Genomic DNA, 16,329 nt, shown 5'->3' with positions numbered 1-16,329 from the left:
AGCATGAAGAACCCAACCGAAGGGAGGTTGAACAGGCCGAGAGCGGCCCGCGCGCTCCTGCAGAAAACGCGAAGCCCCCGGCGCTACGAACACCGGGGGCTGATCGGAAACCTCGCCACCGCCCATCCCAGGACAGTCGACCTACGGCGGATCGGGTTGCCCCCCGAAGCCGCCGAGTGAGGAATCGCCATGACCGAGAGTACTGCCTCCCACCTCCCTCCCACAGCCCCCTCCATGCCCGGTTGGCCGCCGGTCGCCAAGCCCGGCGGGCCCGGGGCCCACCACGACTACCCTCGCGCTACTCCGTCCACAGGCTGTGGACGGGACTCCGCCGAGGCGGAGAGCGTCGTGCCCGCCGCCGTGGACTGGGTCGACGCGATGCCGGACGCCGAGGCCGGCGAGGGCCCCGAGGTGCTCGGGCAGCTGAAGGGCCTGATCGCCAACTTCGTGATCCTGCCGTCCGAGCAGGCCCTGGACGCCGTGACGCTGTGGGTGGCGGCAACCCACCTGCAGGGCTCGTGGCAGCACGCCCCGCGCCTGGCGGTGGTCGGCCCGGCGAAGCGCTGCGGCAAGTCGCGGCGGCTGGACGTGCTGACCGAGACCGTCCACCAGCCGGTGCTGACGGTGAACTCGACCCCGGCGGCGGTGTTCCGCTCAATCACCGAGGAGCCGCCGACCCTGCTGGTCGACGAGGCGGACACCATCTTCGGCAGCCCGAAGATGGCGGAGAAGAACGAGGAGATGCGCGGCCTGCTGAACGCCGGGCACCAGCGCGACCGCTACGTGCTGCGGGTGGTCGGCAACGACCACACCCCGCGCAAGTTCCACACCTTCGCCATGGCCGCCATCGCCGGGATCGGCGACCTGCCCGACACGATCATGGACCGCTCGATCGTGGTCCGGATGCGCCGCCGCGCCGAGGGCGAGTCCGTCGCGCCGTACCGCACCAAGCGCGACAGCCCCTCCCTCCACGCCGTCCGCGACCGGCTCGCCCGCTGGAGCACGCCGCTCGCCGACCGCGCCCTGAACTGGGAGCCGCGCATGCCGGTCGAGGACCGCGCGGCCGACACCTGGGAGCCCTTGGTGATCGTCGCCGACCTCGCCGGAGGCTCCTGGCCGCGTCTCGCCCGCCAAGCGTGCCGGCGGATGGTCGACGCCGAGGTGCAGACCGAGGAGGACAACCCTGGCGGCGCGCGGATCCTCGCCGACATCCGCCGCGTCTTCCACGCCGCCGGGGAGCCGGAGAGCATCGCCACCGACCAACTGCTGTTCACCCTCAACGGCGACCCCGAAGCCCCCTGGGCCGAGACCGGCCGGGGCGGACTGACCCCGCGGGGCCTGGGCGCGATGCTGCGCGAGTTCGGCATCTCCTCCGGCAACGTCCGCATGCCCGACGGAACCCAGCGCAAGGGCTACCTGCGCAACAAGTTCCTCGACGCCTGGCGCCGCTACTGCCCCACCGTGCACCCCGCCACCGGCAGCAGCACCGCCACGAGCACGGCCAGCGGCACGGTCAGCAGAGGCTGACCCACCCCCCGTGTTGCTGTCCCTGCCGTCCCAGCCGTAACAGCGCAGGTCACCGCACCTACCACCGAGACGGAACACCACGCCAAGACGGCACCGCTCTCCGTGCCAAGACGGATCAAGCCCCTGCCGGGACGGCAGACGTCCCCGCCCGCCGACGCCCCAGCCACAGGTGCGAGCGGCGGGCCCGCCCGGGACGGCAACCACATCCGTCTTGTGCCGTCCCAACCGTCCCTGCCGTAAAACCGCAGGTCAAAGACCGTCAGACCGGGACGGATGCGCGTCCCGAGACGGATGACGCGACCGTCCCGAAACTGAACACTCTTCCCGAAGCCGCACCCGCCAGCGGCCTCGGGGAGGGACACCGAGACGGCAAGACGGCAAAGACGGCACTTCCGCACACCACCCACCCCACCTGCGAGGACCACCTTCCGCATGCCCGTCACCCGCCCACGCCGCACGTTCCGCCCGGACGCCGTCCTCGTCCAGGCCGCCATCGCGGGCGCCCTGTCCTTCGCCCACCTCCACGACATCGCCGACGCCGCCGGACAGCACGGCTGGAAAGCCTGGGCCTACCCCGTCTCGGTCGACCTGCTGCTCGTCGCCGCCTGGAACCGGATGCGGACCCTGCGCACCACCGACCGCCCGGCCGGCACCGCCTGGACCTGGTTCGCCATCGCCCTGACCGCCTCCCTCGGCGCGAACGTCGCCACAGCCGGGCTCCTAGACCTCGACCGCGTCCCGGCCTGGCTGCGGATCCTGGTCGCCGGATGGCCCGCCCTCGCCTTCCTCGGCGGCACCCTCCTCACCCACGGCACCATCACGGCCGGGGCCACCACGAAGCCGGTACCCGCCCTCGACGAGCTGCCGCTACCCGAGGGCGCCGAACCCACCGTGGTGCCCCCGGTCGTCGAACCCGCTCCGACCACCGCGCCGGAGCGGCACGACCCGCCCCTCGACGAGCTGCCGCTACCCGAGGGTGCCGAACCCACCGTGGTGCCCCTGGTCGTCGAACCCGCTCCGACGACCGCGCCGGAGCGGCACGACCCGTCCCGCGACGAGTCGGCGGCCAACCCCGAGGACCTCCGGCCCGACGGGCGAGCGCCAGTGGTCGGGACCAAGCGCACCGGCCGCAGGCCCGCCGCCTCGATGGACGAGCTGGTCGAGATCGTCCGCCCGGCCGTCGAGAAGCTCGGCATCACCCAAGCCCTGGTCAAGAAGATCCTGCGCGAGGAGGGCATCCCGATCTCCCACGAGCGCCTCGCACAGCTGACTCAGCGTCTCAAGGACGAGCTGGCCGACTCGCAGGCGGCCTGACTGTCCCTACCGCCCGCCCGTCGGACGGTGCCGGGCGGGTACCCCTCTTCCTCCCCTCCCCGGCCGGTGACTTCCGGTGCCCCGCATGTCGCCGGTGCGGGGTACCGGAAGTCCCGCCCCCGCCTTCCGCACCGGATAACCCGGCACTGCCGAACCGGATCCCCCGCCCGACAACCATCCGCATCCCGCACGCACCGCTGCCCGCCGCACGCGTGTCCCGACAGAAAATCCGGAGGCCCCCGTGCCCAACTCGAACGACCGCCACATCACGGCCCGCGCCATACCCAAGGAGGGCTCCAAGGGCGGTAGGCTGATCGGCCGTCTGCTTCCCGTGTTCGGCAACTCGGCTCCTGGCGGAGCCAGTTGTACCCAGTCTCCGACACTTCGCGCGGGACTGGGTGCCTCCGCCCCGGGGGTGGCGGAGGAGGCCCGGCGCGAGGGCGCGCCAGGCTGGGAGGCCCAGGCCGAGGGCGGCCCGGACCCGGACAAGCTCAACGCGCTGCAGCTCGACGTCCTCGCCCCCGCCGATCAGCGCACCGCACCGACGCTCGCCGCCGACGCGAGCGTGCGCGCGACGCGAGACGCGTTCCTGCACACGAACACCGCCGCCCTCGACGTCCCGAAACTGAACGCCCCCGAAGGCGCTCAGCCGATGCCCGCCCGCGAGATCCGGAAGCCCACCGGAAGTCGTCGCGAGAGGCGGGTCGGGCCGGTCAGCTTCGCCGAAGAGGAGTACGCCGAGCTCCTCGACGCCGCCCACCGCCACGGCTACGGCGGCACGATCTCCGGATACCTCGGAGACATCGCGCTCGCGTTCATCCGGGGTGACTTCACCATCGACCTGCCCCTGCACACCGACCGCCTCGCGCTGCAAGAGTTCCGGGCCGAACTCCTGCGGGAGGTCAACGCCATCGGCAACAACATCAACCAGATGGTCCACGTGCTCCACCGCGACGACCGCCTAGAACCCGACAGCCGCGAGCGCCTGATCCGCCTGGAGCACCTGCTCCTCGACATCGCCGAAGCCCTGCTCATCCCCACCGCCCACCACACCGTCCCCGAAGGAGGCACAGCAGCGTGATCCCCTCCATCAAGGCCCCCGGCAGCAACACCCGCGGTCTGCTCGCCTACCTCTACGGGCCCGGCCGCCACGACGAGCACACCGACCCGCACATCGTCGGATCCTTCAGCCCGCTCGGCCTGCGCGATCCCGGCCGGGACCCGGGTGCCACCCTCACCCAGCTCGCCCGGATCCTCGACGAGCCGGTGAACCTGCGCAACAGCGGCTTCGGCAAGAAGGTCACCGGCCACGTCTGGCACTGCCCCGTCCGCGCCGCCCCCGGCGACCGCTACCTCTCCGACGCCGAATGGGGCGAGATCGCCCGCCGCACCGTCCACGCCGCCGGTATCGCCCCCGACGGCGACCCGCACGGCTGCCGCTGGATCGCCGTCCGGCACGCCGACGACCACATCCACATCCTCGCCACCACCGTCCGCGAGGACGGCCGCCGCCCCAAGCTCCACGGCAGCGCCAAACGCGCCCAGGCCGAGGCCCGGAAGATCGAGCAGGAACTCGGCCTCCACCAGGTCCAGCCCGGCGACCGGACCGGCGAGCGCCGCCCCACCCAGGCCGAGATGCACAAGGCCGACCGCCTCGGCTGGCAGCAGACCAGCCGCGACTGGCTCCAGGACCGCATCCGCGACGCCATCCCCCACGCCGCCAGCATGGAGGAACTCTTCGCCTACCTGGAGGCCGACGGCGTCGAGGTCAAGATCCGCCGCCTGCCGTCCGGCGACCTCCAGGGCTACGCGGTCGGCCGCCCCGGCGACACCAACGCCGAGGGCGAGCAGATCTACGTCCCGGGCGGGAAGATCGCCCCCGACCTGTCGTTGCCCAAGCTCCGTGCCCGCCTCGCCGCCTCCGCGCCGGAGGAGCACCCTACCGCCCGCCGCAACCGGCCCAGCAGCAGTTGGCAGCGCACCACCGACGCCCTGGACCGCGTCCACCAGCACCTCGCCGAGGAAAGCACCGCCGGTGGCGAAGGGGACGGTGCGCTCGGGCAGGCGCAGATCACCGCGCTGGGCGACATCATCAACGCCACCACCCAGACCGCCCCGCAGGAGCTGCGGGCCGAACTGCGAGCTGCCACCCGGACGTTCGCCCGCGCCCAACGCTCCCAGGTCCGCGCCGACCACCAGGGCGCTGCCGACCTGCGCCGAGCCGCCCGCGACATCCTCCGCGCGGGCGACGGGCCCGACGGTAACGCCCTCGCCGTCATGATCGCGGCCCTGGTGTGGGCGGCGGTGCTCGCCGACCGCTGGCACCAGGCCCGCGGCCACGCCCAGCAGGCACAGGCTGCTTGGCAGACCGTCCAGCACCTCCAGAGCGCCTACGACCAGGCCGCCGCCGAACAACTGGCCGCCCTCGCCCACCGCCGCCCCGGACCGGAGATCACCAGCGCCCTCACGGGAGACGTCCGCTCCGCCGTTCCCGACCACGCGACCCGCGTCCTCACCGACCCGAACTGGCCCGCCCTGGCCACCGTCCTCGCCGACGCCCAGGCCCTCGGCCACCAGCCCCGACAGCTCCTCCAGGAGGCCGCCGCCCGCCGCGAACTCACCACCGCTCGCCTGCCCGCCAAGGTCCTCCTCGGCCGCATCCAGCACACCAGCCGCAACCCGGCGCCCAACCCCGCCGCCGAAGCAGCCCGCCGCCGCTCCCCCGCCGCCACTGCCCTCGGCCTGCGAGCCACCCCGTCCACCGAACCGACCGCACCGCCCACCGCACCGGCCGGCACCCCGCCGCGCCGGACCCGCTGAGCCCACCCCGCAAGGAGCCACCCCTGAAGATCCACCCGCTCGCCGACATGTTCCCGATGCTCGCCGAGGACGAGCTGCACGACCTCGCCGAGGACATCAAGGCCCACGGACTGCTCGAACCGATCGTCCGCGACCCCGACGGTGTCCTCCTCGACGGCCGCAACCGCCTCGCCGCCTGCGAACGCGCCGGCGTCGAACCCCGCTTCACCACCTACGAGGGCACCGACCAGGCCGAGTACATCTGGCTGTCCAACGTCCGCCGCCGGCACATCAGCGCGGGTCAGCGCGCCATGATCCAGGCGATGGTCCTTTCACGCTCGGGACACTCCCTGCGCACCCACGCCAAGCTCCACGACGTCAGCCGCTCCCGCCTCTCCCTCGCCAACACCGTCCTCCAGAGCGCGCCCGACCTCGCCGAACAGGTCCGCGCTGGCAAGCTCTCCCTCGACGCTGCCGCCGGCATCGCGCGCGAGCACAAGGCCCAGGCCGCCGCCGCCCAGGCCGCGTTCGACCACCTCCGCACCCACGCACCCGACCTGGCCGCCCGGGTCACCGAAGGCGAACTCGCCCTCGACGCCGCCACCCGCGAACTCGGCCAGCGGCAGGCAGCCGTCCGCCGCGACCAGGAGCACCTGACCGCCATCGCCGAACGATGGGACGCCCTCCGGGAACTCGCGCGAGCCCGACAGCCTCCACACCCTCCAGGTCCTCGACGGCCTCGCCTCCGACCACCGCGCGCTCGTCACCCGCCTCATCGCGGGCGAAGCCGAGTCCTGCGCGGTGGAACAGGCCGCCTGACCCACCCGAAGCCGACCCAACTCACCTGCTGTGATGTCGGTTTGATGTCATCTGCGGCGGCCGGGAACACCACCGGCCGCCGTGACGTCGTGTGGTGTCGCTGAACCCGTCACCGGCCGAAGGGCACCACTTGACCAACCCCAGCCCCGACCACCGCCCCGCCGTCCGAGCCGTCTCCCACCCCGGCGAACTCGACGCCCGCGGCATCCCCATCACCTGCGCCCACTGCCACGCCCGCCGCGACTGGCTCCTGCTCAACGTCCTCCATCAGGTCTTCGTCCGCTGCCGCTGCGCCCACGAGTGGGGGGAACCCGACCTCACCCACGCCTACTTCGACCTGCACTTCACCGAACCCGAACACGAGTGGGAGAACTACGACGACGCCATGACGGCACTGGGCTTCGACGGCCTGCTCGCCGGGACAACGTGGAACTGATCTCCAGCATCCGTCGGGGCCAGCGCACTCCAGCGCTGGCCCCGACGGCCTTGGTTTCCGGACCGGTCAGCGGCGCGGTCACCTGCCCGAGAACGACCAACCGGTACGGCGGTGGCGGCCGGGGCGGCCACTGACCGCTGGTCTCCCGCCTTGAGCGACGGCCGGTGCGGGACCGGCCGGTTCGTCGTTGAGGAGGATCGAGCGCCACACCCGCTCTTGGAGTTCCCGGATGCACGGTTCGCAGCCGTACATGGCCGCCTGGGCGCCGGCGACGCTGGCCGGGCCGATCCACAGGACTCTGGTCCACTGCTGGTCGCAGTAGAGCCAGCAGAAGCCGTCGACCCAGTGGTTGCCGTCGTCGGTCGACGGTGGCTCGGGCAGCCCGCCGCGCGCGAACTCGGCGATGCCGGGCACCACCAGGCGCGGCGCCGACAGTTCGGCCAACACGGCCTCACTCCTCCCCTGAACCATCGCTGCCGACCGTGCGGTCGGGGAACTGGGCTGTGGTCGTGTCAGGTTCGGCGATCTCGCCGGCCTCCAGCCCGTCGAGCGGTACCCACTCGTGCTCCAGGATCGAGTAGGTGATCGAGTCACGCCAGGCTCCGTTGACGAAGACGTGGTCGCGAATGCGGCCGTCCTCGGTCATACCTGCCCGCAGGAGGGTCCGGGCGGACGCATCGTTCAGGGGGGAGCGTGCGGCCCAGATCCGGTGCAGGCCGAGGAGGTTGAAGCCGAGGGCGGACAGCAGGTGGACGGTCTCGGTGCCGTGGCCCTGGCCCCACTCGGCCGGGTGGAGGGCGAAGCCGATGGTGGCGGCCTGCTGGGGCTCCGTCGCCAGCCGGGCGTAACCGATCAGGCGGTGGTCGCCGTGTCGGGTGACGGCGAGGCCGTACTCGGTGCGCGGTTCGGCCTTCGCCGAGTCGATCGAGCGGTCGACGATCGCCTGCACCTGGTCGCGGGTGCGGGGTTCGAAGCTGAGGTGCCGGGTGGCCTCGGGGTCGCCGTAGATGGCCAGGAGGTCGTCGGTGTCGCCGGATTCGATCTCGCGCAGCGTCAGGCGGGGGCCGGTCACGTGGACTGAGGTCATGACCGCGGAGCCTATCCGCGGGCTCACCGGACGAGGACCGATGTCGGCGTCGCGGTGAACGCCTCGATCTCTTCCCGCAGGCCGGCCGCAGCGCCCCCGCCCCGGTGGGCATCGAACGGCAGTGCGGCGTGGACGCGCTGGGCGCTGCTGGTGATGCCGAAGTTCCGCTGCTCGATGGGGAGGTCGAGCACCGGGCGGACGGCCTCGATGGCGCCTTCGATCTCGCCTCGGGCGATGCGGGCGAGCGCGAGGTCGGTCTGGGCGCCGGCCTCGTCGCCGAAGGCCCACTCGTCCTCAGCGGCGGTGCGGTAGGCGGCGACGGCCGCCTCGGCGCGGCTCTCACCGAGCGCGGGGTCCTCGCCGAGGTGCACGGTGGCTTCGGCGACGTAGTAGAGCTGCCGGGGGACGGGGAAGGTCATGATGCCGCCGAAGCCGTCCAGGTCGTCGGGCTCGGCGGCGGCCCGGGCGTCCTCGGCGCGTTGGATGGCGGCGCGGGTGGCCTCGCCGTTGCCGAGGAGGGCGTGGGCGCGAGCAGAGAGGCAGGCGAGCCAGACCCCGGTGGTGCCGCGGACGTTGCCGGTGGCGGTCTGCCCGAGGTCGGCGTAGTCGGCGGCTTCGGCCGGGCGACCCGCCCAGTAGGAGATCAACGACTGCAGCGAGCGGACCCAGGCGCGCATGGCGTGGTGGTCGGCGTTGTCGGCGCAGACGAAGGCGGTGCGGGCCTGCATCATGGCGGCGCTCGGGTTGCCGAGGTCGTGGCTGGCCTTGGCGAGCATGCCGGAGGTGATGCCGGCGAGCAGATACAGCTCGCGGGCCTGCAGCGGCTTGACCCGGCCGTGCTCCAGGAGCCGGAAGGTCAGGTCCTGGACCTCGACCAGGTCACCGAGCAGGGTCGGCAGCGCGAGCCTGGGGTACGCGACGGTGAGCCGCCGTACCTCGTCCTGGATCTGGCCCAGGGTCTCCGGGCCGACACTGCTTCCTTCCGCCATCGCGCTGAAGCGAAGCGCACGACGAGCCGCCATCGCGACCTGCCTTTCCAATTCCGTGGTGCCCGCGTCGAGGCGGGACTCGCTGCTGAACGGTCCTCCAGCGGGCGGGGTCGCCGCCCGCTCGGAGAGGAGGAGGGCAGGGACCACCCGTGGGGGCGGAACGACGAGCGGGGACGCCGTGCGAGGCGGCGGGCCGACGGGAGCCGGGGCGATCAGTTGGTCGACCCCGACGTCGAACATGGCTTCCAAGACCCGGCACTGGTCCGGGTAGGGGCGGGTCTTCACCCTGCCCCCGTACCAGCGTTCGAACTGCCGCTTGGAGACCGACAGCCCCACCAGGCGGGGGTCCGCTTCGGCCTCGGCCAGGCGGACTGCGGCGGCCTCGAACTGACGGCGGAAGGTCGCGTAGACCTGCCAGTGCCGTTCCAGCGTCAAAACCCTTAACAGCGTGGGATTTTCAGCCACCGCGGATTCCTCCGGTCCCCGTTCGCCTGCTTCGACCATAGCCACGGCCGACCGTCAGGACACCCCCTTGGGACGGCGCACGGTGCAGATGGCGGCGGCCATGACGGCAGTCATGTCGCATGCGTCGCACGCGCCTCCCCGATGGTGAGGAAGACGACGCCCCGATGACGGCGGTCAGGTCGTATCGGTGCCGCAGCCGCCAGACCATGCTGAACGCCACTTCGCCGTCCGTGAACGAGTGGAAGCGAAGCGTGAGGCCGACGGCCGTGAGCGACAGCGCCGTCCGAGCCGTCCATCCAGCACCACGTGCGCACCGGCCCGCCGATCGGAAGGCCGGAAACGGGAGGGACCGATGGAGAGCACATTGACCGCGCTGGCCGGGCAGATCGCCCAGCTGGCGTCCGTGGACGCCGCCCAGTGGGAGCGGATGCGCCACGAAGCCCTGACCGCCCAGGCCCCTTGGAAGGCGGAGTACGGCGCCTACCAGTCCGGGGGCTGGTGGACCACCTCGCTGATGAACGCCTCCGGTGACGCCGCCGACGTCAAGATCGGCGACTGCGCAGCCCGACCGACCGAGCTGCTGGAGCGGATGCCCGCCACCGCCGCGTACCTCGCCGACCTCGGGCTGAACTACATGTGGGTGCGGCTCGCCCGGCTGGAGGGCAACGCCTTCCTCTGGGAGCACCGCGACTACGACGAGCTCGATGAGGTCGAGCGGCACCGGCTGCACATCCCGCTGCACACCAACAGCTCCGCCTTCCTGGTGACCGGAGGCACCAAGGTGCACATGGCCGGCGGCCGGATCTGGCGGCTCACCCCGACCTACCCGCACGGGGTGTGCAACCTGCTCGGCCCGGACCGGATCCACCTGATCGCCGACGTCTACGCGGACGAGGCGTACCAGCGGCTGGCCCGACGCCCCTCGCTCCACCCGGCTGTCGCCGAAGCGCTGCCCGCCGCCAGTCGGACGGCCCTGGCCGAGCGTCTGGAGACCGCCCGCACCATGGCCCGGCTGGGCTACACCGAGGCGGCCGAGCGGATGCTGCTGCGGCTCTTCTACGCCTACGCGCTGCCCGAGGGCGCGGCCTACGACCTGATCGCCGAACTGCACACCTCCCTCGGCGACTTGGAGGCCGCGGCCCGTTGGACGGCCGCCAAGTCCCGCCTCCTCGCCCTGTCCGCCTGACCCGCCGCCGACGCCACCGAAGCTCCGGAAGGAGAAGCACATGCCCACCCTGCAACTGGCCGAGATCACCCAGGCCAACCGGCCCGCGCAACTGCCGCTGCTGTCGAAGCTCTCCGACACCCTGGCCGCCTCCCCGGCCGTCACCCACCTGATGGTGCGCGGCTCCCTGGCGCAGGGCACCGCCGACCGGCTCTCGGACGTCGACTTCGTGGTCGGCGTCCGTGACGGCCAACTGCCTTCCTTCGCCGAGACGCTGGACGTGCTGATGTCCGTCGAAGCGGGCGCCCTGCTGCCCGGTTGGCGGGACACGATCGTCGCCGACCTCGGCGGGGTGGGAACGGTCTTCCTCGTCCCGGACGAGGGCCGCCTCCACCAGATCGACCTGTACCTCGTGCCCGCCTCCCGTGTCCCGCGCCTGCGGGAGACGGTCAGCACGGCCGTCATCCTCGACCGCGAGCCCGAGCCGGCACCCGTGCAGGACATTGCCGTGGCCGACAGCTACGTGCACGCGTTCCTCGCCCGGCCGCGCACCTGCGGCGAGCTGCTGATCGAGCACCTGGTCCTGGCCGTGCTCCTGCACAAGCGGATCAAGCGCGGCCAGCGGTTCGTCGCGTACGCCGAGTGGCACCGGCTGCACACCGCGACGAAGGACCTGGTCAAGGCCGCCCTCGCCCCGGCGTCCAGGTTCTGGGGCTGGTACCAGCTGCGTGAGGAGATCGCCGCGACCCCGATCGGCCGGGCCTGCCTGGGTGACTTGGACGCGGCGATCAGCGGCCCGGCGATTCCGCTGGCGGCCGACGTCGACTCGGCGGTCGAGCGCGTGCTGGGGCTGGTGGAGCGTGCCTGCCCGCAGGCCCTCGACGGACTGCACGACGCCGTCGCCGCGTACCGCACTTACCAGGAGCTGGCGTGAACGCACTCCACCTCGCGGGCCCGGCCACTGTTCGGGCCCGCGAGGGTCTGACCGCCGTGTTCTTCGGCGGCGTCCTCCCCGCCTCGGCCGAGGAGGAGCTCCTGGCCGAGGCGATCGGCCGGACTCTCGGCGGCGCCGGGTACCAGCTGCTGCACGGCGGCTACAACGGCCTGATGGAGGCCGCCGCCCGCGGGGCCGCGTCCCGAGGAACCGCCGTCACCGCGGTCACCCTGATCGGCAAGCACGACGAGTGGGGCGCGTTCAACCCGCACGCCACCATGTCCGTCCACCTGCCCGACCTCGGTGCCCGGCTCAACCACTACCTGGACAGCGCCGACCTGGTCGTCGCGATGGGCGGCGGCGTCGGCACCCTGCACGAGCTGACCGCCGCGCTCTACTACGCCACCACCGTCCGCCCGGTGCCGGTCTGCCTCGCCGGAGCGGCTGCCCTGCGCCTGCTCGCCTTCCTGCGCGGCGAGAAGTGGCTCTTCGAGACGCCCACCCGGCCGCTCGGCTTCCTGCACACCGCCGAGACGGCCGAGGACTTCCGGGCCCTGCTCGGCACGCTCGACACCAGCCCGATCGGAGGAGCATGACCACCCGTCACACCGAGGCCGGCCTCGCCGCCCGGCTCGCCGAGACCGCCTGCGTGAGCGCCCCCTTCAAGCTCTCCGACGGCACCCACCTGAGCACCTACTTCGACGAGTTCCGCCTCGCCTCCGACCCGGCGCTGCTGCGCGACACCGCCAGGGCGCTGGCGCACCTCGTACCCACCGGCGCCCAGGCCCTGGCCGGCATCGAGCTGGGTGGCATCCCGCTGGTCGTCGCCCTGTCGGCCGCCACCGGCCTGCCCGCCGTCTTCGTGCGCCGCCTGCCCAAGCTCTACGGCTCGCACCGGCAGATCGAGGGCGCCGACATCACCGGCCTGCGCACCGTCCTGGTCGACGACGTCGTCCGCTCCGGCAGCCAACTCCTCACCATGGCAAGGACGCTGCGGATGGCCGGATCGCCGGTCACCGACGCGATGTGCGTGCTGGAGCGCCCGCTCGGCGGCCGGGCGGTGCTGGCCGAACACCGGGTCACCCTCCACCCGCTGCTCACGGAGGCGGAGTTGCCGGTGCGGCACTCCAGCGGTGCCGCGTGAGCCCCGTCGTCCTCTTCGACCTCGACGGCGTGCTGCTGGACAGCCGAGACGCCCACCTCGCCACGCTGGCCGGGTACGCGATGACGGTGCTCGGACGGCGGGTCACCATCGCCGACCTGCCCCTCGGTGCGCACCTCGCCCCGCGCGACCAGGTGCTGGCGGCCCTCGGCCTCGACGGGCCGCTCCACGAGGAAGCCTGGGACGCGGCGACCGCCACTGCGGGCCTGCGCGCCGAGCCCTTCCCGTTCAGTGTCGGGACACTCGCCGAGCTGCGCGCAGCCGGTGTGGCCACCGGGCTCGTCACCCTGCGCAGCCGCCGCCGGGTCGACTGGCTGCTGCTGCCCCACGTGCTGGCTCTGCTGGACACGGTCGTCTGCTTCGAGGACGCCCTGCCCAAGCCCGCGCCCGACGGGTTGCTGCTCGCGCTCGACCGGCTCGGCGCTGACCCGCCAGGGGCCGTGTTCGTGGGTGACACGGTGGTCGACGTCCGTGCCGCCCGGGCCGCGGGCGTCCGGGCCGTCGGTGTCGGCTGGGGCTACACCGAGCCCGAGGCCCTGGCCAGGGCGGGCGCCGAGGTGGTGATCCACCAGCCCGGCGGACTCGCCTCCGCGCTGCTCCTCCTGACGGGCGACCGGCAGTCGAACGACTACGCCAAGCGATTTTGACGCCGGACCCGCTACTGTTGGTGGCGCAGTCGCAGCGGACCGTTGCGTCCGGTCGCGGCTGCGCCACCTCAGAGCGATGGTCTGGAGTCATGGTCTACACCGTGGGGGCGCGAGCTATCTGCGCCGAGCTGGAGAACTGAGAACCACTCAGTCCTCGTTCTCGGCCCGGCTCGGCGTGTGAACACCCCCCACCTCTCCCACGACTCCCCGTGAGGGCCATACCGCCATGCGCTCGACGCAGATCCGCTCCACCTTCCTGGACTTCTTCACCTCCCGCGGCCACCGCCAGGTCCCGTCCAGCCCGCTCATCCCCTCCGACCCGACGCTGCTGCTGGCCAACGCCGGCATGAACCAGTTCAAGCCCTACTTCCTGGGCGAAGTCACCCCGGAGTACCCGCGCGCCACCACCATCCAGAAGTGCGCCCGCACCTCCGACATCGACAACGTCGGCCGCACCAACCGGCACGCTACGTTCTTCGAGATGATGGGCAACTTCTCCTTCGGCGACTACTTCAAGGCCGACGCCATCGCCTTCGCCTGGGAACTCCTCACCCAGGAATACAACTTGGAGAAGGACCGGCTCTGGATCACCGTCTACGAGGACGACGACGAGGCCGAACAGCTCTGGCGCAGGATCGGCGTGCCCGCCGACCGCATCCAGCGCCTGGGCATGGAGGACAACTACTGGTCGATGGGCGTCCCCGGACCGTGCGGGCCCTGCTCCGAGGTCAACTACGACCGCGGACCGGCCTTCGGCCGCGAAGGCGGCCCCGCCGTCGACGGCGAGCGCTACATGGAGATCTGGAACCTCGTCTTCATGCAGTACCAGCGCGGCGAAGGCGACAAGAAGGGTAACTTCCCGATCCTCGGCGAACTCGCCCAGCAGAGCATCGACACCGGCCTCGGCCTCGACCGCCTCGCCGCGATCCTCCAGGGCGTCGAGAACGTCTGCACCACCGACCTGCTCCTGCCCACCCTCACCACCGTCCAGGAACTCGCCGGCCGCGACTACCCCGGCACCGGCGAGCAGAAGACCTCCTTCCAGGTCGTCACCGAACACGCCCGCTCGATCGCCTTCCTCATCGCCGACGGCGTGCTGCCCGCCAACGACGGCCGCGGCTACGTCCTGCGCCGCCTGATTCGCCGCGCCATCCGCCACGCCCGACTGCTCGGCATCGACGGCCCGGTCCTGCCCGCCACCACCGCGAGCGTCATCGGCAACCTCGGCGACGTCTGGCCCGAACTGCGCGCCCAGTCCGCGCTGATCGAACAGGTCGTCGCCGCCGAGGAGGAGTCCTTCACCCGCACCCTCACCCAGGGCACCCGGCTGTTGGACGCCGCCATCACCCGCACCCGCACCGCGGGCTCCACCTCCCTCACCGGGGAGACCGCCTTCGAACTGCACGACACCTACGGCTTCCCCGTCGAGCTGACCGTCGAGGCCGCCCGCGACGCCGGCCTGAGCGTCGACGAGGACCGCTTCGCCACCCTGCTCACCGAGCAGCAGCAGCGCGCCAAGTCCGGCGGCAAGGCGAAGACCGCCGAGGCCCTGCGCCACCAGGACACCTACCGCGAACTGTCCGCCCGCCACGGCCGCACCGACTTCGTCGGCTACGACCGCCTCACCGCCGAGGCCACCGTCCTCGGCGTGATCGCCGACGGCACCCTCGCCTCCGGCGCCGAGCAGGGCCGGACGGTCGAGGTCGTGCTCGACCGCAGCCCCTTCTACGCGGAGTCCGGCGGCCAGGTCGGCGACACCGGCACCGTCCGCACCGCCGACGGCACTGTCCTACAGGTCCTGGACACCAAGCTCGGCCTGGAGGGCTTCCACGTCCACACCGTGCGCGTCCTTGACGGCGAACTCCGCAGCGGCCAGACCGCCGAGGCCCTCGTCGACGGCCCGCGCCGGGACGCCGTGGCGCGCTCCCACTCCGCCACCCACGTCCTGCACGCCATGCTCCGCCGCACCCTCGGCGACCACGCCCGCCAACACGGCTCCCTCGTCGACGCCGGACGGCTCCGCTTCGACTTCTCCCACTTCTCCGCCCTCGACCCCACCCAGCTCGCCGCCCTCGAAGCCCTCGTCAACGACCACCTCCTCGACGACCCCGACGTCCGCGTCTGGCACGCCACCCGCTCGGAAGCCGAAGCCGCCGGAGCGACCGCCCTGTTCGGCGAGAAGTACGGCGACCACGTCCGCATCGTCGACATCGGCGACTTCTCCCGCGAACTGTGCGGCGGCACCCACGTCGGCCACGGCTCCAACGCCGGCCCCGTCCGCATCCTCGGCGAAGCCTCCATCGGCTCCAACCTCCGCCGCATCGAAGCCCTCACCGGCCGCGACGCCCTCACCTACTACGACACCGAACGCCGCCTCCTCGACGAACTCGCAACCCTCCTGGGCACCCGCCCCAAGGACGCCCCCGACGCCCTGCGCAAGCGCCTCGACGCCCTCGCCACCGCCCAGCAGGAACTCGGCCGCCTCCGCGACACCGAACTCCGCACCCGCGCCCAGCAACTCGCCGCGTCCGCCCGCACCGTCACCGGTGGCCGGATCATCACCGAGAAGGTGACCGGCCTCGGCCCCGAGGAACTCCGCACCCTGGCCACCCACACCGCCGACCTCCTGGGCACCGACCGCGCCGTCGTCGTCCTCGGCACCGAACACGACAGCAAGGCCCTCCTCGCCGCCGCCATCACCCGCACCCTCCACGCCACCGGCACCCAGGCCAGCCAACTCCTCCTCCCGGCCGCCCGCACCGTCGGCGGCGGAGCCGGCGGCAAGGGCCCCGTCGCCAGCGCCGGCGGACGCCACACCGGGGCGCTCGACGAGGCCCTCGCGGTCGCGGCCCGGGACGGCGCCCAGGTCCTCGGCCAGTAGCTCCGCGCCCTCACCGACGGTCGGGGGGGGGCCCCCCCCGCCCCCCCCCCCCCCGCCACCCCCCCACCCCCCCCGCCCCGCCCCACCCCCCGCAAGCGTCGTGT

15 protein-coding genes are annotated in these 16,329 nt (G+C 72.6%); 12 read left to right on the top strand and 3 right to left on the bottom strand.

Going from position 1 to position 16,329, the window contains the following annotated elements; translation table 11 throughout:
- Nucleotides 1-189 precede the first annotated feature (189 nt).
- From SNE206_RS22185 to SNE206_RS22160, 6 genes are all read left to right on the top strand, one after another.
- Nucleotides 190-1,527: a DUF3631 domain-containing protein gene (locus SNE206_RS22185; RefSeq protein ID WP_407915217.1), complete on the top strand. Its 1,338-nt coding sequence runs from the start codon at nt 190-192 to the stop codon at nt 1,525-1,527.
- A 432-nt stretch (nt 1,528-1,959) separates the two neighbouring features.
- A complete protein-coding gene (locus SNE206_RS22180; protein WP_407915216.1) occupies nt 1,960-2,841 on the top strand; it encodes a DUF2637 domain-containing protein in 882 nt (293 codons plus the stop codon).
- 241 nt (nt 2,842-3,082) lie between these two features.
- Entirely contained in the window at nt 3,083-3,922 is an 840-nt protein-coding gene (gene mobC / locus SNE206_RS22175) for a plasmid mobilization relaxosome protein MobC (protein ID WP_407915215.1), read from the top strand.
- Nucleotides 3,919-5,661 carry a relaxase/mobilization nuclease domain-containing protein gene (locus SNE206_RS22170; RefSeq protein ID WP_407915214.1) on the top strand — a complete coding sequence of 581 codons (1,743 nt, stop codon included), beginning with the start codon at nt 3,919-3,921 and terminating at the stop codon, nt 5,659-5,661. The genes mobC and SNE206_RS22170 overlap by 4 nt, the downstream gene beginning before the upstream one ends.
- A gap of 47 nt (nt 5,662-5,708) precedes the next feature.
- On the top strand, nt 5,709-6,563 hold the full coding sequence (locus SNE206_RS22165; protein WP_407915213.1) for a ParB/RepB/Spo0J family partition protein: 855 nt from the start codon (nt 5,709-5,711) through the stop codon (nt 6,561-6,563).
- A 26-nt stretch (nt 6,564-6,589) separates the two neighbouring features.
- On the top strand, nt 6,590-6,895 hold the full coding sequence (locus tag SNE206_RS22160; protein WP_407915212.1) for a hypothetical protein: 306 nt from the start codon (nt 6,590-6,592) through the stop codon (nt 6,893-6,895).
- Between the two features lie 78 nt (nt 6,896-6,973).
- Here SNE206_RS22160 and SNE206_RS22155 read toward each other — a convergent pair whose 3' ends face one another.
- Genes SNE206_RS22155 through SNE206_RS22145 form a run of 3 tightly spaced genes read right to left on the bottom strand, consistent with a single transcriptional unit; the run spans nt 6,974 to nt 9,436 of the window.
- Nucleotides 6,974-7,342, bottom strand: a complete 369-nt coding sequence (locus SNE206_RS22155; protein ID WP_407915211.1) for a hypothetical protein — start codon at nt 7,340-7,342, stop codon at nt 6,974-6,976.
- Nucleotides 7,343-7,346: 4 nt separating this feature from the next.
- Complete coding sequence (locus tag SNE206_RS22150; RefSeq protein ID WP_407915210.1) at nt 7,347-7,982, bottom strand: GNAT family N-acetyltransferase; 636 nt, start codon at nt 7,980-7,982, stop codon at nt 7,347-7,349.
- 23 nt (nt 7,983-8,005) lie between these two features.
- The gene (locus tag SNE206_RS22145; RefSeq protein ID WP_407915209.1) at nt 8,006-9,436 is read right to left on the bottom strand and encodes a hypothetical protein; all 1,431 of its coding nucleotides are present in this window, start codon (nt 9,434-9,436) and stop codon (nt 8,006-8,008) included.
- Between the two features lie 352 nt (nt 9,437-9,788).
- On the opposite strand from SNE206_RS22145, the gene SNE206_RS22140 reads away from it, so the two are divergent.
- From SNE206_RS22140 to alaS, 6 genes are all read left to right on the top strand, one after another.
- Nucleotides 9,789-10,622 (top strand): aspartyl/asparaginyl beta-hydroxylase domain-containing protein, encoded by an 834-nt coding sequence (locus SNE206_RS22140; protein WP_407915208.1) that lies wholly within the window; start codon nt 9,789-9,791, stop codon nt 10,620-10,622.
- A 40-nt stretch (nt 10,623-10,662) separates the two neighbouring features.
- A complete protein-coding gene (locus SNE206_RS22135) occupies nt 10,663-11,535 on the top strand; it encodes a hypothetical protein (RefSeq protein ID WP_407915207.1) in 873 nt (290 codons plus the stop codon).
- Complete coding sequence (locus SNE206_RS22130) at nt 11,532-12,131, top strand: LOG family protein (RefSeq protein WP_407915206.1); 600 nt, start codon at nt 11,532-11,534, stop codon at nt 12,129-12,131. Before SNE206_RS22135 ends, SNE206_RS22130 begins: the two co-directional genes overlap by 4 nt.
- Entirely contained in the window at nt 12,128-12,679 is a 552-nt protein-coding gene (locus tag SNE206_RS22125; protein ID WP_407915205.1) for an orotate phosphoribosyltransferase, read from the top strand. Before SNE206_RS22130 ends, SNE206_RS22125 begins: the two co-directional genes overlap by 4 nt.
- Nucleotides 12,676-13,344 (top strand): HAD family hydrolase, encoded by a 669-nt coding sequence (locus tag SNE206_RS22120; protein WP_407915204.1) that lies wholly within the window; start codon nt 12,676-12,678, stop codon nt 13,342-13,344. Before SNE206_RS22125 ends, SNE206_RS22120 begins: the two co-directional genes overlap by 4 nt.
- A 226-nt stretch (nt 13,345-13,570) precedes the next feature.
- A complete protein-coding gene (gene alaS / locus SNE206_RS22115; RefSeq protein WP_407915203.1) occupies nt 13,571-16,225 on the top strand; it encodes an alanine--tRNA ligase in 2,655 nt (884 codons plus the stop codon).
- Nucleotides 16,226-16,329 lie beyond the last annotated feature (104 nt).

It is taken from the genome of Kitasatospora sp. NE20-6 (genome assembly GCF_045862635.1).
This window is presented reverse-complemented; position numbering and strand designations above follow the sequence as displayed.

Bases quoted from the DNA above. Each gene is read 5' to 3' on its own strand.
- SNE206_RS22150 (WP_407915210.1), bottom strand. From the start codon at position 7,982: ATGACCTCAGTCCACGTGACCGGCCCCCGCCTGACGCTGCGCGAGATC.
- SNE206_RS22180 (WP_407915216.1), top strand. From the start codon at position 1,960: ATGCCCGTCACCCGCCCACGCCGCACGTTCCGCCCGGACGCCGTCCTC.
- SNE206_RS22165 (WP_407915213.1), top strand. From the start codon at position 5,709: ATGTTCCCGATGCTCGCCGAGGACGAGCTGCACGACCTCGCCGAGGAC.
- alaS (WP_407915203.1), top strand. From the start codon at position 13,571: ATGCGCTCGACGCAGATCCGCTCCACCTTCCTGGACTTCTTCACCTCC.
- SNE206_RS22185 (WP_407915217.1), top strand. From the start codon at position 190: ATGACCGAGAGTACTGCCTCCCACCTCCCTCCCACAGCCCCCTCCATG.
- SNE206_RS22135 (WP_407915207.1), top strand. From the start codon at position 10,663: ATGCCCACCCTGCAACTGGCCGAGATCACCCAGGCCAACCGGCCCGCG.
- SNE206_RS22125 (WP_407915205.1), top strand. From the start codon at position 12,128: ATGACCACCCGTCACACCGAGGCCGGCCTCGCCGCCCGGCTCGCCGAG.
- SNE206_RS22140 (WP_407915208.1), top strand. From the start codon at position 9,789: ATGGAGAGCACATTGACCGCGCTGGCCGGGCAGATCGCCCAGCTGGCG.